Origin of the sequence: Streptomyces sp. NPDC046716, assembly GCF_040645755.1 — a bacterium.
In the GTDB taxonomy this organism is placed as follows: domain Bacteria; phylum Actinomycetota; class Actinomycetes; order Streptomycetales; family Streptomycetaceae; genus Streptomyces.
Map to the genome: position 1 here is coordinate 67,741 of NZ_JBEYYU010000019.1, position 21,740 is coordinate 89,480.

The 21,740-nt window shown below is 72.2% G+C and carries 17 protein-coding genes; 4 read left to right on the plus strand and 13 right to left on the minus strand.

All coding sequences use genetic code 11. The features are described from left to right. Window positions 1-58: 58 nt before the first annotated feature. From ABZ930_RS16780 to ABZ930_RS16820, 9 genes are all read right to left on the minus strand, one after another. Complete coding sequence (locus ABZ930_RS16780; RefSeq protein ID WP_361548118.1) at window positions 59-4,495, minus strand: DUF6531 domain-containing protein; 4,437 nt, start codon at window positions 4,493-4,495, stop codon at window positions 59-61. 118 nt (window positions 4,496-4,613) lie between these two features. Then, window positions 4,614-5,312, minus strand: coding sequence for a hypothetical protein (locus ABZ930_RS16785; RefSeq protein WP_361548121.1), 699 nt, complete (start codon window positions 5,310-5,312; stop codon window positions 4,614-4,616). A gap of 31 nt (window positions 5,313-5,343) precedes the next feature. Continuing rightward, a complete protein-coding gene (locus tag ABZ930_RS16790; RefSeq protein WP_361548124.1) occupies window positions 5,344-5,658 on the minus strand; it encodes a hypothetical protein in 315 nt (104 codons plus the stop codon). A gap of 75 nt (window positions 5,659-5,733) precedes the next feature. After that, window positions 5,734-6,033 carry a WXG100 family type VII secretion target gene (locus ABZ930_RS16795; protein WP_361548127.1) on the minus strand — a complete coding sequence of 100 codons (300 nt, stop codon included), beginning with the start codon at window positions 6,031-6,033 and terminating at the stop codon, window positions 5,734-5,736. Window positions 6,034-6,153: 120 nt separating this feature from the next. Then, entirely contained in the window at window positions 6,154-7,581 is a 1,428-nt protein-coding gene (locus tag ABZ930_RS16800; protein ID WP_361548129.1) for an MFS transporter, read from the minus strand. A 115-nt stretch (window positions 7,582-7,696) separates the two neighbouring features. Next, window positions 7,697-8,695, minus strand: coding sequence for a membrane dipeptidase (locus tag ABZ930_RS16805; protein ID WP_361548132.1), 999 nt, complete (start codon window positions 8,693-8,695; stop codon window positions 7,697-7,699). Next, window positions 8,692-9,360: a hypothetical protein gene (locus ABZ930_RS16810; protein ID WP_361548135.1), complete on the minus strand. Its 669-nt coding sequence runs from the start codon at window positions 9,358-9,360 to the stop codon at window positions 8,692-8,694. The genes ABZ930_RS16805 and ABZ930_RS16810 overlap by 4 nt, the downstream gene beginning before the upstream one ends. After that, window positions 9,357-11,072, minus strand: a complete 1,716-nt coding sequence (locus tag ABZ930_RS16815) for a hypothetical protein (protein ID WP_361548138.1) — start codon at window positions 11,070-11,072, stop codon at window positions 9,357-9,359. Before ABZ930_RS16815 ends, ABZ930_RS16810 begins: the two co-directional genes overlap by 4 nt. 91 nt (window positions 11,073-11,163) lie before the next feature. Next, window positions 11,164-11,940: an IclR family transcriptional regulator gene (locus tag ABZ930_RS16820; RefSeq protein WP_361548141.1), complete on the minus strand. Its 777-nt coding sequence runs from the start codon at window positions 11,938-11,940 to the stop codon at window positions 11,164-11,166. Between the two features lie 110 nt (window positions 11,941-12,050). Here ABZ930_RS16820 and ABZ930_RS16825 point away from each other — a divergent pair, with 110 nt between their 5' ends. Then, window positions 12,051-12,635, plus strand: coding sequence for a TetR family transcriptional regulator (locus tag ABZ930_RS16825; protein WP_361548144.1), 585 nt, complete (start codon window positions 12,051-12,053; stop codon window positions 12,633-12,635). 35 nt (window positions 12,636-12,670) lie between these two features. On the opposite strand, the gene ABZ930_RS16830 is transcribed toward ABZ930_RS16825, so the two are convergent. Then, on the minus strand, window positions 12,671-13,471 hold the full coding sequence (locus ABZ930_RS16830) for an SDR family NAD(P)-dependent oxidoreductase (protein WP_361548147.1): 801 nt from the start codon (window positions 13,469-13,471) through the stop codon (window positions 12,671-12,673). 102 nt (window positions 13,472-13,573) lie between these two features. Beyond that, window positions 13,574-17,452 (minus strand): hypothetical protein, encoded by a 3,879-nt coding sequence (locus tag ABZ930_RS16835; protein WP_361548150.1) that lies wholly within the window; start codon window positions 17,450-17,452, stop codon window positions 13,574-13,576. Window positions 17,453-17,669: 217 nt separating this feature from the next. Between ABZ930_RS16835 and ABZ930_RS16840 the strand changes: the two genes are divergently transcribed. The 3 genes from ABZ930_RS16840 (at window position 17,670) to ABZ930_RS16850 (ending at window position 20,185) form a co-directional block, all read left to right on the plus strand. Continuing rightward, window positions 17,670-17,996, plus strand: a complete 327-nt coding sequence (locus tag ABZ930_RS16840) for a hypothetical protein (RefSeq protein ID WP_361548153.1) — start codon at window positions 17,670-17,672, stop codon at window positions 17,994-17,996. Window positions 17,997-18,074: 78 nt separating this feature from the next. Beyond that, window positions 18,075-18,779, plus strand: coding sequence for a response regulator transcription factor (locus tag ABZ930_RS16845; protein ID WP_361548156.1), 705 nt, complete (start codon window positions 18,075-18,077; stop codon window positions 18,777-18,779). Beyond that, window positions 18,776-20,185 carry a HAMP domain-containing sensor histidine kinase gene (locus ABZ930_RS16850; protein WP_361548159.1) on the plus strand — a complete coding sequence of 470 codons (1,410 nt, stop codon included), beginning with the start codon at window positions 18,776-18,778 and terminating at the stop codon, window positions 20,183-20,185. Before ABZ930_RS16845 ends, ABZ930_RS16850 begins: the two co-directional genes overlap by 4 nt. Before the next feature lie 10 nt (window positions 20,186-20,195). Here ABZ930_RS16850 and ABZ930_RS16855 read toward each other — a convergent pair whose 3' ends face one another. Both ABZ930_RS16855 and ABZ930_RS16860 read right to left on the minus strand, forming a co-directional pair. After that, the gene (locus ABZ930_RS16855) at window positions 20,196-20,837 is read right to left on the minus strand and encodes a sulfatase-like hydrolase/transferase (protein ID WP_361548162.1); all 642 of its coding nucleotides are present in this window, start codon (window positions 20,835-20,837) and stop codon (window positions 20,196-20,198) included. Next, window positions 20,800-21,678, minus strand: a complete 879-nt coding sequence (locus tag ABZ930_RS16860) for a sulfatase-like hydrolase/transferase (protein WP_361548165.1) — start codon at window positions 21,676-21,678, stop codon at window positions 20,800-20,802. The genes ABZ930_RS16855 and ABZ930_RS16860 overlap by 38 nt, the downstream gene beginning before the upstream one ends. Window positions 21,679-21,740 lie beyond the last annotated feature (62 nt).

Consider the following 21,740-nt stretch of genomic DNA (forward strand, 5'->3'; position numbering starts at 1 on the left):
ACGACAGAGGGCTCCCGCACCGGCGACGGCCGGTGCGGGAGCCCTCCTGTGTGCCCGGCTACTTGGGCTTGTTGGGGAAGACCACCTGGTTCACCAGGGCCCCCGTCTTGTGGTGGGTGAACTGGAATCCCCGGTCACCGCGGACGTTCAGCCTCATGTCCGACGGGACGGGGTTGCCGCCCTTGTAGATGGGCGTCACCTTGTACTCGATCTTCTCGCCCGCGTCGACGGCCTTGCGGATCGCGTTCTCGTAGTGCACGTGGACCGGCGCGTTCGCGTGGCGGTGCAGGGTGACGAAGTTCAGCACGCTCTTGTTCGAGCCGCCGATCTGGGCGCCGAGCAGATGGCCGCGGTTGAGGTTCTTGCCCGACTGCCAGCCCGGCGGCTCGGACGGCGGCTTGGGCCTGGTCTTGCCGCCCGTCATGCCCGAGTCGAGCTTGGCGAACACGCCCTTCGGACGCTTCATCCGGTCGAGCCCCGCGTACTTGACCCGGCCGCCCCAGACGATGTCCGCCTCGTTGCACGGCGCGAGCCCCAGCGGGTCGCTGAACGCCTGCGGATTGTCGACGTACGCCACCGGGTTGGGCGCGGGCGCGAGGCCCAGGGGGTCCGGCGCCGTGTACCGGCCGGTCTCCGGGTCGTAGTGCCGGAAGTAGTTGTAGTACAGGCCGGTCTCGCGGTCCTCGTACTGCCCGGGGAAGCGGAAGGGCGTCAGCGCGGTCGCGTCGCGGTGGTGTGCCGTGCCGCCCCACACGGTGGAACGGGAGTGCCAGGCGATGTGGCCCTGCTCGTCGACGAGTTCGGTGGGAGCGCCGATCAGGTCCGTCACGACGGCGAAGAACCGCGAGTCGTACCCGCCCTGGCTCCGCGGCCTGCGTTCGAGCTGGGTGAGGGGGCGGTGGCCGTCGTGCTCCCAGGTGAGGGTGACGCCCGTGACGGAGTCGGTCTGCTCCGCGAGGGAGGAGTCGTCCCAGGTGAACACCGTGCTCTCGGCGACGGTCCGGCCGTCCTGCGCCATCCGGTGCTTCGCGGTGCGGCGCCCCATCGGGTCGTACGTGTACTGCCAGCGGGTTCCGTCGGGCGTCGTGCAGGCGGTCAGCCGGTCCTCGGCGTCCCACTCGTACCGCCAGGTGTCGGGCTTCCTCGACAGCCGCTGCTTGCGGCGCAGCACCAGGCGGCCCGCGTCGTCGTACTCGTAGCGGACCGCACCGGCCTCCTGGACGCGGGTGCCCCGGTAGCTGCGCGAACCGCGGGCCTCGGCCCGGGGGGCCCGGTCGGGCCAGGCCGCCTCGGTCTGGTTGCCCGCGGGGTCGTACGCGTACGCCTCGCTCCAGCCGTCGCCGGTCACGGCCAGCGGCCGGCCGGCCGGGTCGAGGGCGAACTCCTGGCGCCTGCCCGTCGCGCGGTCCGCGACGCCGGTCAGGTGGTTGTCGGCCCGGTAGGTGTAGGACCGGTCGCGCAGAGTGCGGCCCGGTGCGACGAGCGCGTGCGCGACGGTACGCCCGGCCGGGTCCCAGGTGGTCGTCGTGCGCACCGGGGAGGCCACCGGGCCCCACACGCGCTCCAGTTCGCGTCCGACCGTGTCGTGCGTGAACTCCACCCGGTGCCCGTCGGCGACGAGGGCGTCCCGCGCCCCGCTGCCGTCGTAGCTGAACTCGGTGACGACGCCCGTGGGGGTGGTGCGGGAGGTGCGGCGGCCGAGCAGGTCGTACGTGAAGCGGGTGGTGCGGCCGTCGACGGTCTCGGCCACGATCCGTCCCAGGAGGTCCCGTTCGAACTCCACCGTCGACGTGCCGGACGCGGCCCGGACGAGCGCGCCGGCCGCGTCGTAGGCGTACGACGTGACCGCCCCGGCGGCGTCCTTCTCCACCAGCTCACCGACGGAGTTGTAGCGGAAGGCGATCACCTCGCCCAGCGGCGTGGTGTGGGAGACGATCCGGCCGAGGCCGTCCAGTTCGTAGGTGGTCACACGGTCGTCGAAGTCGGACTCCGCCGTGATGTTGCCCGCGCTGTCGTACGTGTAGTCCCAGGTGAGCCCCTGGGGGCCGACGACCCGGGTGCGGCGCAGCTCGGCGTCGTGGACGAAGGCGTGGCGGACCCCGTCCGGCGTGATCCGTGCCGTCGTCTGGTCGAAGTGGCCGTACTCGTGGACGGTGGTGGCGCCGGAGGCGTCGGTGCTGGTGAGGCAGTTGCCCTCGCCGTCCCAGGTCAGCCGCTCGGTGCGGCCGTCGGGCGCGGTGCGGGCCGCGAGCAGTCCCTCCACGGTCCACTCGGCCAGGGTGACCGCGCCCGTCGGGTCGGTGACGCGGACGGGCCGGCCGAACGCGTCGCGCTCGATCGTGGCCCGCTGCCCCGCCGGGTTGCCGAGGACCACCGGGAGGCCCGCGCCGTCGACCTCGTAGGAGACCTCCGCGCCGGCCGGGTCCGTGGCCGAGGCGACCGCGCCGTTGCGGTGGTGGGTGAAGCGGTTGACGGTGCCGTCGGGCGCGGTGACGGCCGTCAGGTTGCCCCGCTCGTCGAACTCCTGCCGCCACGTCGCGCCGTCGTGGCCGGTCAGCGTGACGGGCAGGTTCAGGGCGTTGTACGCCGACGTGGACCGGCTGCCGTCCGGCAGCTCGATGCAGGTCGGGTTGTCGGCCCGGTCGTACGTGTACCGGACGGTGTGGCCGAGGGCGTCGGTCTCGGACAGGAGGTGGTCGTAGCGGTCCCACTCGGAGGCCGTGACGTGGCCCAGGGGGTCGGTCTCGGTGACGACCTGGTACAGCTCGTTGAGCTGGTAGACGGTCGTGGCGCCGCAGGCGTCGGTGAAGTGCGTGCGGCGCAGCAGGGGATCGTAGGACCAGCGCGAGGAGAGGCATCCGTCGGGGCCGACGGTCTCGGTGACGCGGTCGTGGTCGTCGTACACGTAGCGGTACGTGGAGTGGTTGCGGTCCGTCCAGGAGGTGACGCGGGACCGGTCGTCGTAGCCGAACACCAGCGGCCTGCCCGACGAGTTGACGACCTGCGAGAGGTTCCCCTCGGCGTCGTAGCGGTAGGACAGCACCTCGACCGGGCCCCGCGGCGTGCCGACCGCGAGCCGGGTCACGAGGCCCACGACGCACTCGACGTCGACGCGGTAGCCACCGGTGTGGACCAGCGCCGTCGGGGCGCCGTCCGGCCGCCGTTCGACCGTGACCCCGTTGTCGTTGCGGTCGTGCCAGCGGGCCAGCCAGAACAGCCCGCTGTCGTCGTCGGGCAGGTCCGCGAACGTGCGGACGACTCCCGTGTGCGGGTCCTCGACGCGGTAGACGGCCTCGCCCGCGTCGCCCGTTCCGGCCCGGGCCAGCGGCAGCCGGGGGCCCTCCTCGGGCCACACCGGCCCGTCCGCGTCGGCGGCGGGCAGGGCCGGGTAGGTCAGGACCGAACCGTCCTCGCGCGCCCACGACACCCGGCCCCGCTCGTCCGCCTCCAGACGCTCGTCGAAGACCGAGGCCCAGGACGGGCCGAAGAACTGGCCGTAGCGGTAGCTCGACAGATGCGTACGGGAGACCGACAGCGGCAGCACGCCGGGCAGTTCCAGATCGGTCTGCGGCAGCACCATCTCGCCGCTGGCCACGTCCACCGGGTCGGTCTTGCAGGTACGGCTGTTCAGGCCCCGGCTGCTGGCCCGGACGTTCGGCACCTTGATCGAGCCGGGCTTGATCCCCTTGAGCGCCGCGCCGATGCTCCCGAGCCCCTTGAACAGCGCGCCGCCGCCCGCGACGAGGCCGACGATGCCGAGGACGATCTCGCCTATGTCCCAGTCGCCGGTCTCCGCCATGATCGACATGTTGATGCCCAGCGACGCCGCACCGGCCACGACGGCGCCGATCGTGAGCGCGATGCCCAGCCCCTGCAGTCCGGGGACGAGCAGGGCGATGACGCCGAGGATCGCGCTGATGATGCCCAGCGCCTGGCTGAACGCCTTCTTGATCTTGTCCCAGAGGCTGTAGCCCGCGACCGACTCGTCCCGCGCGTCGTCCAGCTTCTGGGCCGCGACGGCGGCGTCCTCCTCGCGCACCTGGCGCGCGTCCTCCGCGAGCAGCCGGGCCGCGTCGAGATCCGCCTGGGCGTCGTCGGCCTGCGACTGCGCCGAGGACTGCTTGCTGTGCGCCTCGTCGAGCGCGCGCCGGGTGCTCGCCCGCGCCTCCTTGTCGTCCGGCGGGGGAGGGTTCCCGTCCAGCCGGCCGATGTCGGCACCGGCCGCGCGCACCACATCGGTGGCCGAATCCAGCCGCTCCTTGGCCTCGCGGCCCTTCTCCAGCGCCTGGTCCGCGTTGCGCTGCTGATCGAGCAGCGAGTGGACATAGGTGTCCAGGGCGCCGGCCGCCTGGTCGTAGGAACTGTGCAGCTTGCGCACCTGCTCGGCCAGGTCGCCCAGCTTGTCCCGGAGCTTGTCCATGGACTTGCCCTCGCCGACCTGCTGGTCCTCCAGACCGGAGACCAGGGGCAGGGCGTCGCCCGCGTTGTCGGCCACGGAGCGGTAGCTGCGCGCTAGCTCACCGAGCAGCTCCGCATCACCCGGAGTCGGATCGTCCGAGAACCCGAAGACAGATTCCCACTCGGACACTGCTGGACGCGCCACGTGCGCGACCTCACTTTCCGTTGTCTGTTTCGCCCAGGGGGCTTTCGCCGGCGGTCCGCGCGGCCGGGTCCTCGAAGCGGAGCGACTCCGCGATCGCGTCGAAGACGTCGTGGAACTGTTCCGCCAGGTCCACGTTGGGAGTGGAGCAGGCGAGCACCAGATAGTCCTGGCTGTTCGGCACCGGGACCAGGGTGTGCCGCACGGCGGTGGGCACCCGCGTCCCGCGGTGCTCCACCTCCTCGATCCTGGTGATCCGCCCGGCCGGTCCGACGCCCGGGAGTTCGACCAACTCCACCTCGCCGGGCGGCAGTCCGGTGCCTTCCGCGTCGGTGCCGAGCTGGAGTCCGGCCGCGACGACGAGGTCCGCCAGGTCCTCCGCCTGATCCTCGGGAACGGAGATCCGGAGCACCACCGTCGTGGCGCTGAGCACCAGGGGACCGCTGCCCGCGGGGAGGATCCTGAGCATTCCCGCGGCCCGCAGCGCGCCCTTCGCGTACGCGTCGCGGGCGATGCGCCGGGTGCTGCGGATCAGCCCGTCCACCTGCTCGCGGGTGAGCCGCGGGCCCTTCTCCAGCTGTGACTCGACCCGGCGGCGGATCGACGCGTCCCGGGTGTTCGGGTCGAGGTCGAGCTGCCACCAGGAGTCGGGGAACCTCAGCGTGTATCCCGCGGGCGCGGCGTCGGGCCGCTCCGTGACCGGTTCGGTCATGGCGCCTTTCCTTTCCGCGTGACGTGCTCCGTCACGCGTCCTGCTGCGATTCGTCCAGCGAGTCGACGGTGTCCTCGTCCGTCTGCGTGAAGTTCTCGGAGATCGTGTCCGTGTTCTCGGAGAACGTCTTCACGTTGTCGTGCACCCGCTCGTGACCCGCCACCCACGCCTTGTCGAACGAGTCGAGGGCCTGCGCGAGCCGGCTGTCGCCGACGAAGCTCTTGAAGTCGGACCGGTCGCCGGAGGCGTGGTAGAGCGTCGCGGAGTTCCCGATCAGGTCCGCGATGTTCTGGAGCTCCCTGGCGGTGTCCTTCAGATCCTGCACGGGAACGCTGATGCGGCCCATCGGTGTCCTCTCTCCTGTCCCGGCAGTCCGGCCCCGCCCTCACGGGGAGGGCGGGGCCGGACGGTGCGGGACGCTTCAGCCGATGGAGCCGGCCGTCTGGTCATCGGTGTCGACGAACGCGTCGGCGACCTGCTTGATGAACTCACTGACGCCCTGCAGACCCTCGATGGCCTTCTCGGTGCCGTTCTTGTACTCCTCCCAGAACGGACGGAACTTGCTCTCGGAGCCCGGCGTCGCGTAGGCCGCCTCGACCATCTCGTCCATCTTGGTGTTGGCCTCGTGCAGGCTCTGCTGCATCAGTTCCTTCTGGTTCTGCAGCCAGGTCGAGGCCTCCCGCATCTCGTCCGGGCTGATCTGGATGTTGCCGCCGGCCATCTCGGTTCCTTCTCTCGTCTCGGGTCGCCCGCGGCCACTGAACCGCGCACACCGGGGTCTACGGTGCGCCTGGTCAGCTGGTTCACGCCTGTTGCGGAACGGTGACGAAACCGGCGGCCGCTACGGCGTCAGGGCCTCCAGCGAGCGCCCCTTGGTGGCGGTGGACAGCGTGAGGGTGATCGCGCAACCTGCCGCGAGGACGGCGCAGATGAGCGTGAAGACCCCGCTGAAGCGCAAGGACGCGTACATCGTGCCGATCAGCATCGGCGCGACGATGCCGCCGACCCGGCTGAACGCGTCCGAGGCCGCCGCCGCCATGGACCGCAACTCGGTGGGGTACACCTCGGGCAGATACGTGTACAGCGGCGCGTACAGGCCGTTGAGGAAGAAGCCGAGGAACAGGCTCAGGACGAGGACCCACAGATCGGTCGTGGCCTGCGACAGCAGGAACGCGCAGAGCGCCGACGCCGCGAGGCAGGTCACGATGGACCACTTGCGGTCGGTCCGGTCGGCGAGCCGGGCCGCCGGGTAGTAGCCGAGTACCTGCGCCACCTCGACCAGGAGCGCGTAGGTGAAGCTGTCGGTGATGCTCATCCCGCGGTCGAGCAGCATGCTCGGCAGGAACGTCAGGAAGCCGTAGTAGGCGAAGCTGGCGACGAAGAACATGCTCCACACCACGACGGTCTGCCGCAGGAACGGGCCGCGCCACAGCCCCGCGAACTGCGCGGCGGCGCCCGGGTCCGCCTGCGGCGGGGCCGGCGCGTCGGCCGCGGGTTCGGGCAGCGGCGCGCCGGTGCGCAGCCGTACGGCCTGCTCCAACTCCGCGACGACGGCCTCGGCCTCGTCGTCGCGGCCCTTGAGCAGCAGATAGCGGGGCGACTCCGGCAGGTTGCGCCGCCACCACAGGGCGAGCGCCACCGGCAGCCCGACGAGGACGAGACCCCACCGCCAGCCGTGGTCGACCCGGGCGACGACGAACGTACCCACCAGCGCGGCCAGCACGTACCCGAGACCGAAGAAGCCCGCGAGTGAACCGACGTACGTGGCACGGGTCTTGAGCGGGGCGAACTCGGCCAGGTACGGGATGACGATGTTGACGTTGACGCCGACCCCCACGCCCGCGAGGAAGCGCAGGGCGAGCAGGACGCCGTAGTCGGGGGAGGCCGCGGACAGCAGGGTGCAGCCGCTGTACAGGACGAGCGACCACAGCAGCAGCGGCTTGCGGCCGAGACGGTTGCCCAGCAGGGCCAGGGAGAGGTCGCCGACGAAGGCGCCGGCCAGGGTGGCGCCGGCGATCATGCCCTGCTCGGTGCCGGTGAGCGCGAACGCCGTGGTGATCAGCGGCAGCAGGAACGACATGATGCCGAGATCGAGGCCGTCGAGCGTGGTGCTCAGGCCGCCCTGGGTGAGGATCCGGCCCTGCACCCACGTCATGGGGAGCCGGTCGATGCGTGCGGTGAGACGGGCGGCGCGTTCCCCGCGGTCCGCGGGCCCGGGGGCCGTCGGCGCCGGTTTGCGTGCCCTGTCCTCGGTCTGTTCAGATGTCATGACCCGTCGGCTTTCGGTTGGAGGACGGCCCGGTCCGTTGCCGTGGAGCAAGGGCCGCCCCTGATGGGCGGGTTACCGGTCGGGCGGCACGCTGCTACGGGCCGCCCGACCCGGCTCAGCTCCCGGCGTCCGCGGTGAGGACGTCCGCATAGAGGCGCAGCCAGTTGCCGCCGACGACGGCGGCCGCCTCGTCGGCGCTGAAACCGGTCGCGCGGAGGCCGTCGGTGACACGGGCGAGCCCGGAGGCGTCGGCGAGCCACTCGTGGGTGTCGTCCGGCGCGGCCGAGGGGGAGCCGAGGTCGGCGCCGCGCTGTTCGCCGCGGGTCCAGCGGCCCTTGCGCATCCAGGCGAACTCGGCCGGCCCGGCCTTCGGGCTCAGATCGGTCCCGATGGCCACATGGCGCACGCCGACGAGGTCGACGGTGCGCGCCACCATCGTGCACCAGTCCGCCAGACCGCCCGCGTAGCGGCCGCAGATGGACCGGTACGTGGCAAGCCCGACGACACCGTCCCGCGCGGCCAGCGCCTTGAGCGTGGCGTCGTCGGCGTTGCGCGGATGGTCGTACAGGGAGCGGGGGTTGGCGTGGGTGAGCGCCACCGGCCGCGCGGAGTGCTCGATCGCCTCGCGCCGGGTGCGGTCGCCGGAGTGGGACAGGTCGACGAGCATGCCGACGGTGTTCATCTCCCGCACCACCTCGTGTCCGAAGCGGGTCAGCCCGGGATCGGTCGTCTCGTAGCAGGAGCCGCCGAACTCGTTGGTGTTGTTGTACGTCAGCTGCATCACCCGCAGCCCCATCGCGTGGAAGTGCCGCACGAATCCGAGCCGTCCCTGCAGCGGGCTCGCGTTCTGCGCGCCCAGCAGGATCCCGGTACGTCCCTCGGCCCGCGCCCGGTCGATGTCGGCGGCGGTCCGCACGGGCACGACCAGGTCGGCGTTGGCGGCCAGCAGGTCGTGCCAGGCGGCCAGCGCGTCCATGGTCTCGACCGCGTCCTCCCAGAAGGCGACGGTGGCGGTGGCGCAGGCCACCCCGCCCGCGCGGAGCTGGCGGAACACCTCACGGTCGTAGGGGCCGCACTGGAGGCCGTCGACGACGGGCGCCCCGGAGCCGGTCACGAGGCCCGCTCCACCGGCTCGTCCTCGCCGGCCTCGGCGAGGATCTGCCCGTCCGGGCCGTACAGGGAGTCGCCGGCGTGGGTGCGGGAGAGCGGGCTGTCCGGGGTCAGAGCGGTCTCCGCCTCCGCGACGAGGCGCCGCCACAGCGCGGCGTCCACCGGGAGCCCGTGGGTGAGCGCGCGCAGACCGGCGGCGTCGGGACCGGTGCGCGGGCCGCCGGGCGCGCGCCGGGCGGTGACGGAGTCGGCGGTGAACGACAGTTCCACGCCGTGCCGTTCGGCGAGGGGGAGCAGGGACCGCACCGCCCAGTCGTGCCCCGGGGCGGCGAGGGTGACCGGCCCGTCGGTGAGGGCGCAGGCGACCGCCAGGTCGAGCAGGTCGGGGGCGGTCGCGAGCGGTGGCTGCGCCGCCGGATCGGGGAACCGCGCCCCGCCGTCGCGCAGTTCGGGCCGCAGGTGCCGGGAGCGCAGCGCGGGCAGGGCGTCGAGCAGCCGGGCCACGCCGTTCAGCCCGTGCGTCTCGGCGCCGACGACGACCTCGCGGGTCGCGGCGACGGAACCGAACGGGATCGCCGTGGTCAGCAGCGCGCGTCCGGTCATCAGGCGCAGTTCGCGCACCGACACGCGCCGTGCCGGGGGAGCGGGGAGGGAGTGCAGGTGGTTCACGCGTTCTCCTCGGTGGCCGCGGCGGCCGGGCGGGCCGGCAGCGTCCAGTCGTGACGGGAGGGGGAGGAAGGATCGAGGTCGAGGTCGTGGCGGGTGGGCGCGCCGTGGAAGAGCAGGCCGAGGACGTTGCGGCCGGCGGAGTCGGCGGTCTTGTCGAGGCCGTGCACCGCGGAGTTGAGGAACCGCACGATGTACGCGGGCACGAAGGCGTCGTCGGCGATGTTCATGTGCGGGCTGTGCAGCGCGGTGTCCGCGAGCCCCTGCACCCGCGCGACCGTGTCCCGGTGCTCCGGGTGCCGTACGCAGAACACGCCGGTGCTGCCGCCCGGGTCCGCGGCGCGCAGCTCCCGGTGCAGGGCCTGGACCGACCGGGGCACGTTGAGCTGCCAGTCGAGCCCCTCGGCGACCTCGGTGCGCGGCCCGCGCCGGGGTTCCTCGGCGGCCCGCGACTTGTACCAGACGTGCCGCAGGGCGTCCGGCGCGCTCAGATCGATGTCGAGCGCCCACCGGTAGGCGTCGTCGAGGTGGGCGAGGAGCTCCCCGACGGTCTGCGCGGGGCGGGCGGTGAGCGTCTCGTCCACCCGCTGCCGGTCCACGAGCGGATCGGTGAGGTCGGGCACGCTGTCGATGAGCGCGCCCGCGAGCACCTCGACGGTCCGCTCGTCCAGCTCCGCGTTCCACAGCGCCCACAGGCGCGGCAGCCCGTCCGCGTCGCCCGGTCGCTCCAGCCCGTCGAGCAGGGTGAGCGCCTGCCGCAGGGACCGCGCCAGCGGAGGGGCCGGGGCGAAGACGTCGTAGACCGTCGGGTCCTCCTCGTGGAAGCGCGCCGTCCGTTCGACGGCCGTCCGTACGGCGGCCAGGTGCGGCGCGCCGCGCCGTGCGCCGAGTGCCTGGGCGAGGGCCTGTTCGCGCAGGGTCAGCCAGCGGTCGACGAGGCGGGGGTGGTTGTTGGCGAAGAAGACCAGGCCGAGCGCGGAGGCGTTGCCGAGGCCCAGGCAGCGCCGCAGTTCCGGGTCGAGCCGGTGCGCCTGCGCGCTGCGCTGCCGGGCCAGGTGCTCGGCCAGGTCCGCGGCGAACTCCCGCATCAGGTACGCGGCGAGCATCTGGGCGTGCAGCGGGGCGGCCAGCGGATGGCTCCCGGGCAGCGCGGCGAAGGAGCGGGTGCCGAAGGTGCCGTTGCCGTCGAGGCCCGTGTTGCGCATCAGATAGCCGACGTCCCACAGGCGTGCCGCGTCCGGCTGCCGCCCGGCGGCGAGGCTGTCCACGACGTGCTCGAACAGACGCAGGCTGCGGTTCGAGCGGCACCAGATCAGGGTGTGGCCGGTGGCCCGGCCCTCGTACAGCTTGGGCAGCTCCCGCTCGGTGTGTGCGAGGTCGTCCTCGTCGGCGACGCCGTCGAACAGCGCGCCGGTCATGTCCCAGTCGGTGCCGACGATGCGGCTGGTACGGCCTTCCAGCCGGGGCCGGAAGGAGAAGGCGACGAAGTCGAACGGCCCGTCCGGTGTCCGGACCCGGTACCGGGCCCGTCCCCGGGCCTGGTCGTCCACGGCGAATTCGAGCGGTTCGACCGTCCAGTGCCGCGCCGTCATGCGGTGGACGAGGGCCCGGCTCGCGCTGAGCCGGGTGGGCGGGAGCTGGGCGAGGCGCTCGGGGCGCAGCAGGTCCGCGGGGGTGCGGCCGACGGGTTCGGCGACGGAAGAAGGCATGTTCATGCGCAGTCCTGGTGATGGTGGGTGAACTGCCCGGCGGACCGGGAGTGAAGAGTGAAGGAGGAGCGGCCGCGGGCCCCCGGCCCGCGGCCGGTCAGCCGTGCAGGCCGAAGGCGCCGCCGGTGTCGAGACGGAGCAGCGCCTCGATCTCGCGCGCGGCGGGGCGGAGCACGGCGAGCGCCTCGGCCGTCGTGACGCGGTCGCGGGGGCCGTGCACGCTGAGCGCCGCGACGACCTCGTCGTCCTGCCGGCGCAGGGGGACGGCGAGTGCGGTGATGCCGTCCTCGTCGTCGTCGGTCGAGGTGGCCCAGCGGGTGCCGGTGATCACGGCGAGCGCGTCGGCGTCCGGCAGGGCGACGCCGCGCTCGCGCAGGGGGCGGACGATCTCCGGCGAGCACAGGGCCGCGAGCAGCCGGCCGGAGGCGCTGGTGGTCAGGCTGAGCCGGTCGCCCAGGAGCAGTGTGGCGTGCAGGGACCGGCCGGGTTCGGCGCGCTGCACGACGCGGGCCGTGTCGGTGTCGAGGACCGCGATGCTGACGACCTCGCCCGCCTGCCGGGCGGCCCGTTCGAGCAGCGGAGCGGTGCGTTCGCCGATGCCCGCCTGGCGCAGCGCCGCGTGCCCCAGGTGTGCGGGGCGCAGCGTCAACCGGTAGGCGCCGTCCGGGAGTTGCTCCATCCAGCCCGCCGCCTCCAGGGTGATCAGCTGGCGGTGCGTCTCGGCCCGCGACGTGCCCATCGCGCGGGCCAGGGCCGACACCCGCACGGGCTCCGGCGCGTCGGCGAGGACGTCGAGCAGGGCCAGGATCTTGAGGACAGTGGTCAGCGGAGGGGTGCTCGGGCCGGGCGGCTTCGGCGTCCCTGCGTCTGTCACAGTATTCATGACACCGTCTTTCTCTGAGAGACGCCGGGACCCTAGGTAGCGATCCGGGGATGCGCAAGGGGTTGCCGGGTTAATTCCGGCTCACCCGTATGCTCCTGGGCATGAATGCTGTCCGACCTGCGCGCAAGCGTGACGGGGCCGCGACGCGCGAGGCGATCCTCGAGGCGGCGGTGGTGGAGTTCACCGAGCACGGTTACGCGCGGGCCGGGGTCCGGCAGATCGCCGAGCGGGCCGGCGTCACCGCCATGATGATCAACCGCTACTTCGGTTCCAAGGAGGGCCTGTTCGCCCAGGCGGTGGACCGGGCCTTCGGGCCGCCGACGGTGGTCGGCGGCGACCGTACGGGCCTGTCGCGGGCGATCGCGCACACCCTCGCCGAACGCACCGCGCCCGGCGCCGGAGACCTCGATCCGTTCCTGCTGCTGCTGCGCTCGGTCCAGGATCCCGAGGCGGCGGACGCCCTGCGCCGCGGCATCGAGACGCATGTGGGGTCCCGCCTCGCGGGCCTCCTGGAGGGCCCCGAGGCGGAGGTCCGGGCCCAGCTCGGGCTCGCGCTGGTGGCCGGGACCTGGTTGCTGCGCAGGGTCGTCGGTACGTCGGCCCTGGCCCAGGCCGACACCGACGCCCTGACGGACCTTCTGACGGGCATGCTCGACCAGGTGACCGGCGAGACCGGACCCGGGTAACCGGCGGCCGGCCGCGGGCCGCCGGGCGCACCGGCTCAGAAGGCGGAACGGATGAGCCCGCCGTCGACGCGTAGCGTGGCACCGCTGATGTAGGCCGCGTACTCGCTGCACAGGTACGCCACCGCCGCCGCGATCTCCCCGGGCTCGCCGAAGCGCCCCTGGTCGTTGGGGATCAGGGCGTCGACCGCGTTGGGCCGGATCTCCTCCCAGGTCTCGCCCCAGCCGCGGGCGGGCCCGATCCCGGTGACGAGTTCCTTGGTGGCCTCGACGAGGATCGCTCCGGGGGAGACCACGTTCGAGGTGACGCCGGTGCCCTTGAGGTCACGGGCCAGCGACACGGCCAGGTTGTGCCGGGCGGCGAGGGTGGCGTTGTACTGCGGGTGCGTGTTCATCGGCTGGGAGGCGAGCCCGCCGCCGATGGTGATCACGCGTCCCCAGCCGCGCTCCCGCATCGCCGGGACCAACTGCTGGATCATCCGGACGCCCGAGACGACGTTGACGTTGTAGGTGTCGCGCCACTCGTCGGGCGTCGCCTCGGCCCACGACAGGTGCCGGTAGAACCCGGCGTTGTTGACGAGGATGTCGACGGGCCCGTCCTCGGTGGCCGCCCGCGCGACCTCGGCGGCCGCCGTGTCGTCGGCCAGATCGCCCAGCACGGCGGTCGCGTCGCCGCCCGCCTCCCGGATCTCCCGCGCGACCCGCTCCGTGCGCTCCTTGTCCCGCCCGTGCACCACGACGGCGGCCCCCTCGGCCGCCAGCATCCGCACGGTGGCCTCGCCGAGCCCGAGGTTCGACCCGGTGACGAGCGCGCGCTTTCCGGTCAGATTCAGATCCATGTCCTGTGTGCCTCTCCTGGGCTTCCCGCGCTGTGGCGGGAGGGGAAAGTGTTTCCCCGGAGACAAGTATACGGCTGTAGACTTACGGGTGGAGCGAGCCCGCTACGGCACGAACTCCGACGCCTCCTCGGGCAACAGCTCGGGCCACGGGCCTCCGCAGCGTGTGCGCGCGTGCATGCGGAGCCGGTTGCCCACCGACTGCCGCAAGGTGGGGGAGAGGCCGGGCAGGTGAGCCAGCTCACGGAACCAGGCGGGCGGCTCCGCGACAGAGGATTCCTGCAGTTGCGCGAACACCTCCACCGTCCGGCGGGCGAGAGCGACGTCCTGAGTGACCAGCCCCAGGACGAGGTCCTTGCGGCCGGTGCCGCCCAGATGCGCAAGGAGGACTCTCAGTGGCACACTCCAGCGATTGGCGATCTCCCGCTTCGGCTTGAGGGCGCGCGGATCGTACGCGTGCAGCGCCTCGGAGACGGTGAGCAACAGCCGGGCGGCCGCGCCGGGATCGTGGGGAGCCATCCGCTCGATCAGCCGGCCCAGTTCGCGAATGTCCTCGGTGACCAGCGGCCCGTCGGCCGGGCTCGACGGCAGGATCGACGGCAGCAGCGCCGTGTAGGCGGCCTCGACCCGGCGGTGGTCCTCGACCGGGGTGAGGCGGCACACCGCGGTGGTCCAGACGTGCCGTGCCATCGCGGCGACGTTCCTGTCGGCCGGCGCGGGTGGCGTGTGGTCGGCGGCGGGGGCGGCCCGGTCGATCAGCACGGGCAGCAGGGGGGCCAGATCCGGGTGGTCCCAGCGGCCGGAGAGGACGGCTGTACGGATGAGTTCCAGGACCGCGATCCGCAGAGGGGCGGCCCCGGTGCGCAGTTCGTCGGCCAGGACGCCACTGTCCGGCGGCTGCCAGCCGGCGGTCTCCGTCATGGCCCTGAGGAGGCGGTACCCCTGCCGACGGTGGTTGGGGTGGCTCGTGGTCAGGGTGCGGGCCAGGACGCGGAGCCGTTTCTCATAGGGAGCGAGTACAGCGGCCGCTTCGGGTGACGTCGCGGAGTCCAGCACGGTGACGAGCAGATTCGTGCTGCTGGTGAGCAGGGCCTCCTCGACCGGATGGACCAGGAGTCCGGGATGCGCGCCGACATGTTCGACGAAGTCCGTCGCGAAGGTCGCGGGCGCCTGTCGTTGGGTGGCGCAGGCGTCGTGGGCGGCACGATCGGTCGCCCAGGCGTGCAGCGCACCCTCCGCCTGCGGGTGTCCGGCCGCGGCCCCGGGCACGGCGAGCTTCGCGAGCCCGTCCGCGTCCAGCCATACTTCCCGAGGCGCGTCGGGAAGGATCCGCAGCAACGTGCCCGGCGCCGGACGGGCCCGCCATACGGCCTCCAGGAACAGCCGGGGACGCGTCCGCCGCCGGTCGCGATAGGCCGGAGCGGGCAGCAGACGGAGAGCCTCGGCGCAGCTGGTCTCGATGAGCCGCACGAACGGGGAGTCACGGGGCCGGTCACCGTGCTCCCCCCTGCCGACGTCGACCAGCGTGGGAACGACCACCATGTCCAGCGCCGCGGTCTGGGCCCCCGGCTCGTCCAGGGCGAAGAGTGCTCGTACGACCTGCTCGGCAGCAGGCTCGTCGAGGTGCGTCGCGAGAAGCCCCGAGCCGTAGAGCTTCGCGCGGTCCGTCGGACGGCTGAGCCCGCCGGAGACGGCTTCGAGCGCCAGGCGCAGCCGGTCGGAGGCGGGCGCAGTGGTCTTCGAAACGGCCCACAGTGCTCCCAACGCCGCCTCCACCGCGTCGAGTTCCAGGCCGAGCAGATCTTCGGCGCTGCCGTCGAGGAGATCCTCGAAGTGCGTGGCCGCGAGGCGCCGCGCGCGTGTGGCCAGGGCGGCTTCCTCGATGCGGGCTGCTTCCTCGGCGGCCGCACGCATGAGATCGGCCAGACCGGAAGGGGTTCTGTCCCCGCAGAAGAGCAGCCAGAAGCTCTTCATCTGCTCGAGGGTCCAGTCGAGGTCGTCCCGGAAGGCCGCGCGAAGAAGTCTCAGGTACAGGTGGTCGTGAGAACGCAGCGTGCGTGAGTTCCAGGTCAGCAGCCACGGGATGCAGCTCAGGCTGTCCAGCAGTTCCACTGCGGCGGCCGGGTGCTGGCGCAGCAGGCGGCACAGCGACTCCAGCAGCTGGATGCGCACGGCCCGGCCGTCGGCGTCCGGCTGCTCGCCCCGCTCCCACACCGCGGTGAGATCGGCCACCCATCGGTCGGGGCGCGAGTGGCGGATTCCGGGAAGCACGGTGAGGAAGCGCTTCACTGGGTCGGCGGGCAGGTTCCGCAGGCGGTCCCGGGCGGTCGGGGCCGCCTCTCCGAGAGTGCGCAGCTGGGCGTAGAGCTCCAGCGCCAGCGATGCGGTCCGGTCGTCGTTCAGCAGAGGCAGCAGGAGGCGGTCGGCCCTGCCCGGTGCTTCCCGGGGCACGAGTTGACCGGCTACGGCGGCCAGGACCAGGTCGGTGGGATGCTCCAGAACACGGTCGACGAGTTCCTGCGCCCGTCCCGCCGTGCGCAGCCAGTCGGCGGCCATGTACTCGAAGAACGTCTGGTGGAAGAACCGGACGCGGGTGGTTCCCGCGATCGTCGAGACGACTCCGCGGCGTTCCAGCTCGTCGAGTTCGTCCGTGATGTCGTCCCACGTGCGGCCGGGGAGCAGTTCCTCCAGGTGATGCCCCGCGACCGGCAGGTCGATCTCCAGCTCGTTGGTGGCCAGCATGTAGCGGGCCAGCGCCTGGGCGATGCCGCGCAGATTGCGGGCGGCTCGTTCCGGCCGGGACGCGTCACCGTGCCCGGCTCTGTTGTCCTGCTCGACGCGCTGTCGGCGCACCTGGTCGTAGAGGGAGGCGACGTCGATGTCCCGGACCGGTGGGTCGGGTGCGTAGACGTCGAAGAGCATGCGCAGGGTCAGCGGGTTGTCGCACACCTCGCGCAGCGGCAGATCCTGGTAGACGGCTCCCATGATCCGGAGCTCCAACTGCCGTGCCGCGTCCGGTCCGTGGACGGCCCGTGGGCAGTAGATCCGGCTGTGGCTGGCCACCGCCGTCGCCCGTTCGTCGGAGCTGTAGGTGCCGAGGCGCAGGGGTGGCCGCAGGAACAGGTCCCGGGCGTCCACCTCGGTCTCGTCGGTGTCCGCGAAGGGGAGGAGTTCGGCTTCGCCGGGACGGCAGCACATGACCACCGACACCGCGTGGTGGCGGGCGGCGTCGATGAGCCGGGCGACCAGCGCGGCTCCCTCCGGGCTGTGCATGAGCAGGTCCAGTGTGTCGACCAGCAGTACCGGAGTCGCCTCCGTGGCGCAGCGGTTGAGGGCCTCGGTGATCTCCGCGACGGTCAGCGCCGTGGCGGACCGTTCGTCTTCGGGACGCAGCGCGTCGAGCAGGAACGACGCCTTGACGAACAGGGGCTCCGTGCCTTCCTGCTCCACGAGCCGGTGGAACAGGCTCCACAGCACGGTGGTCTTGCCGTATCCGGGCTCCGCGACCACCAACTGGGCGCACCGGTCGGGCACTCTGCCGAGGACGACGGCCTCCAGCCCGCGGGGCACGTGCAGGTCGCTCAGCGAGATCCCGCGCGGAAAGCGGCTGTTGGGCGTCATCAGCAGCCCGGCGTCCTCGACGGCCTGGGCGCTGAGCCGGCGCACCTTCGCCAGTTCACCGGCCCCGGGGGTCGCCAGGAGCTTCTTCCGTGCCTGTGTCCGCAGGGTCTCCATGTGGGTGACGCTCAACGAGTCGAGCAGGGCCGCTTCCCGGGCGGTGGACCTGCCCGCTCCCGCCCGGTTCCTGGCCCTGATGTGGAGGTCCCGTACGACCGCCTCCAGCTTGTCGCTCCTGTCGGGGACGACGCGGCCGTTCTTCCAGTCGCCGAAGGAGGTCCGGCTGGTTCCTCTGATCGTCTCCAGCGTCGGGCTGCCCGCGAGTTCCCACAGTCTGGTCAGCGCCGAGGCGAACTCGTCGGCCATCCATCGCTCCACTTCGTTCGTGTTGCTCGCGGATCCCTTCTACCGCAGTCGCCCCTTCCGCTGTGCCGGATCCGGCCGGAAAGCCCGTAAAACCCCTCTGAGCTGGGCTGTTGGGCCGCCCAGAGGATCAGCCGACACCGGATGCCACCGGATTGCGCGCAATGAGGGCCCGGACGCCGAAGGGCGCCCGCCGTCGATTCCCTCAAGGAGCTCCGTCATGTCCACCGTGCCGCGCCGCACCGCGTTCTGGACGACTCTCGTCGTCCTCATGGTCCACTCCCCGACAGCGGCGGTCGCCGCCGGTCGTACCGACTCCGCCTGCATGCGGCTCTCTCCGGGCGACCGGTTGCTCGCTCTTGTGCCCTACCTGTGGTTGATCGTGGTGATCGGCGTGCTCATCGGGCTCGTGGTGGGCTGGTTGAGCCGTCGCGCCGGCGACAACTCCTGGGAGTCCGCACGCCAGGGCATGGCCACCGGCCTCACGATCACGGGCCCGTTGCTGAGCGTGCTGACGCTGCTCGCCGTACTGCCCCCGGCCTGTTGAGCCATGAGCAGGCCGCACCGCCGACCGGCAGGCCCGGGCGCCCTCCCCCTCCCCGGAGGGCGATGTCAGGATGCCGGGATGAGCGCATCAGAGGTCCCGCCCGGCACCCGGCTCCTCGTCGTCGACGACGAACCGGCCATCCTCGACGTCCTGGTCACCTCGCTGGAGTTCCTCGGCTACGAGGTGGATCAGGCGGCGACCGGCCTGGCCGCCCTCACCGCGGTCCGCGACCACGCCCCGCACCTCGTGCTGCTCGACGTGATGCTGCCCGACATCGACGGCTTCGAGGTCGTACGAAGGCTGCGGCGGGCCGGCTCGGCGACCCCGGTGATCTTCCTGACCGCGCGCGAGAGCGGACGCGACATCGTGGGCGGGCTCGATCTGGGCGCCGACGACTACATCACCAAGCCGTTCCGGCTCGCCGAGGTCGCCGCCCGGGTCCGCGCCGTCCTGCGCCGCGGCGAGAGCCGCGCCGAGAACCGGCTGCTCGTCTGCGGGGACGTGGAGATGGACACGGAGACGTACGAGGTGCGCAGGGCCGGGACGCCGGTGGACCTCTCGCCCACCGAGTACAAGCTCCTGCGGCACCTGCTGCTCAACCGGAACCGCGTCCTGACCCACGAGCAACTCCTGGAACACGTCTGGGACTTCGGCGACGGCGACCACGGAGTGCTGAAGACCTACATCTCCTACCTGCGCCGCAAGCTCGACGCGCCGGGCCCCGGCCTGATCGAGACCCGGCGCGGTGTCGGCTACATCCTGCGCGACCGGGGCGCCGCGTGACACCGCCCGCGCCCCGCCGCCGCCCGGTCCGGCCCCGGTCCCTGCGCGGCCGCCTCCTGATCGCGCTGCTCGCCCTGGTCGCCGTGGCCCTGCTCGCCCTGGACGCCGTCGTGTACACGGCCCTGAGCAGCGATCTCATGCACCGCACCGACGTCACCCTGCGCGCGGTGCGGCAGCGGGTGACGCAGCAACTGCGGCAGGCGGCGCCGGACGGCAGGCTCGGCAACGACGTCCGGCTGCTCGGCGCCTCCGAGTTCTATCTCCAACTGCGCAGGACCGACGGCACCGTGCGGGATCTGGTGCCCCAGCTGCGGGACCCCGACGACGCCGCGCCGCGCATGCCGGCACCGCTGTCCCGGGTCCGCGGCACCGGTGTGCTCACGGTGGGCCCGGCGGCGGCCGGCGGCCCCGACTACCGACTGCTGGTGGACCGGGTGCCGGGGCGCGGCACGCTGATCGCGGCCACCCCGCTCGACCAGGTCCAGGGCACCCTGCGCCAGGTGCTGATCGTCGAGGCGACGGCGACCGGCGGGGTGCTGGTGCTGCTCGGGGCGGCGGGCCTGTGGGTGCTGCGCCGAGGCCTGCGCCCCCTGGAGGCGATGGCGCGGGACGCGGACGCCATCGCCTCCGGCGACCGCGCCGGGCAGGTCGCCCCGGCCGACGACGACACCGAGGTCGGGCGGCTCGGCCTGGCCCTCAACACGATGCTGGCCGTCGAACGCACCACGCAGGACCGGCTGCGCCGCTTCGTCGCGGACGCCTCGCACGAACTGCGCACCCCGGTCACCGCGGTGCTCGGTTACGCCGATCTGCACCACCAGGGAGCCGTCGGCACGCCCGAACAGCGGGAGCGCGTGATGCACGGCATCACCACCGAGGCGCTGCGCATGCAACGCCTCGTGGACGACCTGCTGCTGCTCGCCCGGCTCGACGGCGCACCGGCCCGCGGACGGTCCGCCGTGGACCTGCCCACCATCGCGCGCGACGCGGTCTCGGCGGCCCGCGTCGTGGACCCGCACGGCTCCGTCTCCCTGCACACCGAGGACGGCACGACGGTGCACGGCGACGCCGAGCATCTGCGCCGCGTCGTGGACAATCTGCTGGCCAACGTACGCAACCACACATCGCCCGGAACCCCCGCGCGGGTGTCCGTGCGCGCCGACGGTCCGGCCGCGGCGCCGGTGACGCTCACCGTCGCCGACGACGGCCCGGGCATCCCGGACGCGTTGCTGCCGCGCGTCTTCGACCGCTTCTACCGCGGCGACCCCGCGCACAGCGGCGACGGCAGCGGCCTGGGCCTGGCCATCGTCGCCGCGGTGGCCCACGCGCACGACGGCACCGTGGACATCGCCGGTGCGCCGGGGGAGGGGACGACGGTCACCGTCCGGCTCCCGGAGGCGCACTGAAGCGCGCGTCTCAGCCGGCGGCAGCGGCCCCGCACTCCTTCGACCCCTCGCAGTCCCGCATCTTCAGAAGCGTCGACGTGAGCCGCGCCTTCGTCTCCGACGACAGCCGCGCGTAGACGTTGTGCAGCATGTCCGGGTCCTTGTCGCGGTCGTAGTACTCGTGGGACCCGTTCCGGTACTGGACGTACGTGTACCGGTCGGTGCGCAGCGCCTCGTACGAGGGCGGATTGCCGCTGCCCTTACGGGGTTTGTCGGGATCCCCGGCCGCGTGGTCGGGGCCGTGGTGCTCCACCAGGGCGGTTCGCGGCCAGTCCTTCGGGGTGTCGCCCTTCAGCAGTGGCACCAGGCTGCGCCCGTCGGCCCGCGGGTCGGGCTCGCCGCCGCCCAGCTCCGTGAACGTGGGGCAGATGTCGATGTTGGACGCGACGGCGTCGGTGGTCGCGCCGCGCTCGACACCCGGGCCGGTGACGACCAGGGGCACGTTCACGTCCGTGTCGAAGGCGGTCTGCTTGCCCGGCATCAGGCGGTACTGGCCCATGTGGAAGCCGTTGTCGGAGGCGAACGCGAAGACCGTGTTCTCGTAGACGCCCTCCTTCTTCAGCTTCTCCCGGAGGTCACCGATCATGCGGTCGACGGCCTGCACGGAGCGCACGCGCTTGCGGTACGTCTTGGTGATCTTCTTGACCTGCTGGGGCGTGAAAGTACTTCTTGTCCTTCAGCCACTGCGGGGCGTCCGTCGGCGTCGTGTCGAAGGCGGCCGGCCGCGGCAGCTTCAGGTCGCCGAACCTGTGCTCGTCCTGCGGCGCCGGGGTGGCCGGACCGTGCGGGGCGAACGTGGAGATGTCGAGGACGAAGGGCTTCTTGTCCTGGACGGATTTCTCGATGAAGTCCTGGCCCTTTCCGCTCACGACATCGGTCAGGTAGTCCTTCGGGTCGTGCCCGTACTCGACGGTCCTGCCGTTCTCGTTGAGGGTGTAGTCGTATTCCTTGTAGCCGTTTCCGGCCACGTCCCACTCGTCCCAGCCCGGCGGTACGTAGTTCTTCTCGCCGTCCACGGTCATGTCCGGCTCGTATCCGTTGAGGTACTTGCCCATCATCGCCGTGCGATAGCCCTGCCGCTGAAGGCCGGTGGCGAACGTCCCGGACTCGTTGCCCTTCCCGTGGAAGGTCTGGAATCCGCCGTCCGGCGGCGTGTTGGTGAACACTCCGGTGTTGTGCGGGAATTTGCCCGTGAAGATGGACGAGCGCGACGGGCAGCACAGGGAGTCCGTCACCGTGTAGTCGGAGAAGGACAGGCCGTTCTTCTGCATGTCCTTCACGTGCGGCATGTGGTTCACCAGGTCCGAGGAGAGGTCGTCGGTCAGCACCCACACGATGTTGGGACGCTGGGGCGAAGTACTGCTCGACGCACTGCTCGACGTACTGCTCGGCGCGCTGCTGTCGCACGCGACCAGGCCCGCCGCGAGAGCGGCGGTGGCCAGCCACAACGTCATCCTCCCGCGTTTCCTGCGGACGTCTTTTACGGTCAACGGTTCGCCTCCTGGACGCTGTGACG

Coding starts and splice junctions, on each gene's coding strand:
- ABZ930_RS16860 (WP_361548165.1), bottom strand. CDS start 21,678: ATGACGTTGTGGCTGGCCACCGCCGCTCTCGCGGCGGGCCTGGTCGCG.
- ABZ930_RS16790 (WP_361548124.1), bottom strand. CDS start 5,658: ATGGGCCGCATCAGCGTTCCCGTGCAGGATCTGAAGGACACCGCCAGG.
- ABZ930_RS16825 (WP_361548144.1), top strand. CDS start 12,051: ATGAATGCTGTCCGACCTGCGCGCAAGCGTGACGGGGCCGCGACGCGC.
- ABZ930_RS16840 (WP_361548153.1), top strand. CDS start 17,670: ATGTCCACCGTGCCGCGCCGCACCGCGTTCTGGACGACTCTCGTCGTC.
- ABZ930_RS16815 (WP_361548138.1), bottom strand. CDS start 11,072: ATGAACATGCCTTCTTCCGTCGCCGAACCCGTCGGCCGCACCCCCGCG.
- ABZ930_RS16800 (WP_361548129.1), bottom strand. CDS start 7,581: ATGACATCTGAACAGACCGAGGACAGGGCACGCAAACCGGCGCCGACG.
- ABZ930_RS16845 (WP_361548156.1), top strand. CDS start 18,075: ATGAGCGCATCAGAGGTCCCGCCCGGCACCCGGCTCCTCGTCGTCGAC.
- ABZ930_RS16830 (WP_361548147.1), bottom strand. CDS start 13,471: ATGGATCTGAATCTGACCGGAAAGCGCGCGCTCGTCACCGGGTCGAAC.
- ABZ930_RS16795 (WP_361548127.1), bottom strand. CDS start 6,033: ATGGCCGGCGGCAACATCCAGATCAGCCCGGACGAGATGCGGGAGGCC.
- ABZ930_RS16785 (WP_361548121.1), bottom strand. CDS start 5,312: ATGACCGAACCGGTCACGGAGCGGCCCGACGCCGCGCCCGCGGGATAC.
- ABZ930_RS16835 (WP_361548150.1), bottom strand. CDS start 17,452: ATGGCCGACGAGTTCGCCTCGGCGCTGACCAGACTGTGGGAACTCGCG.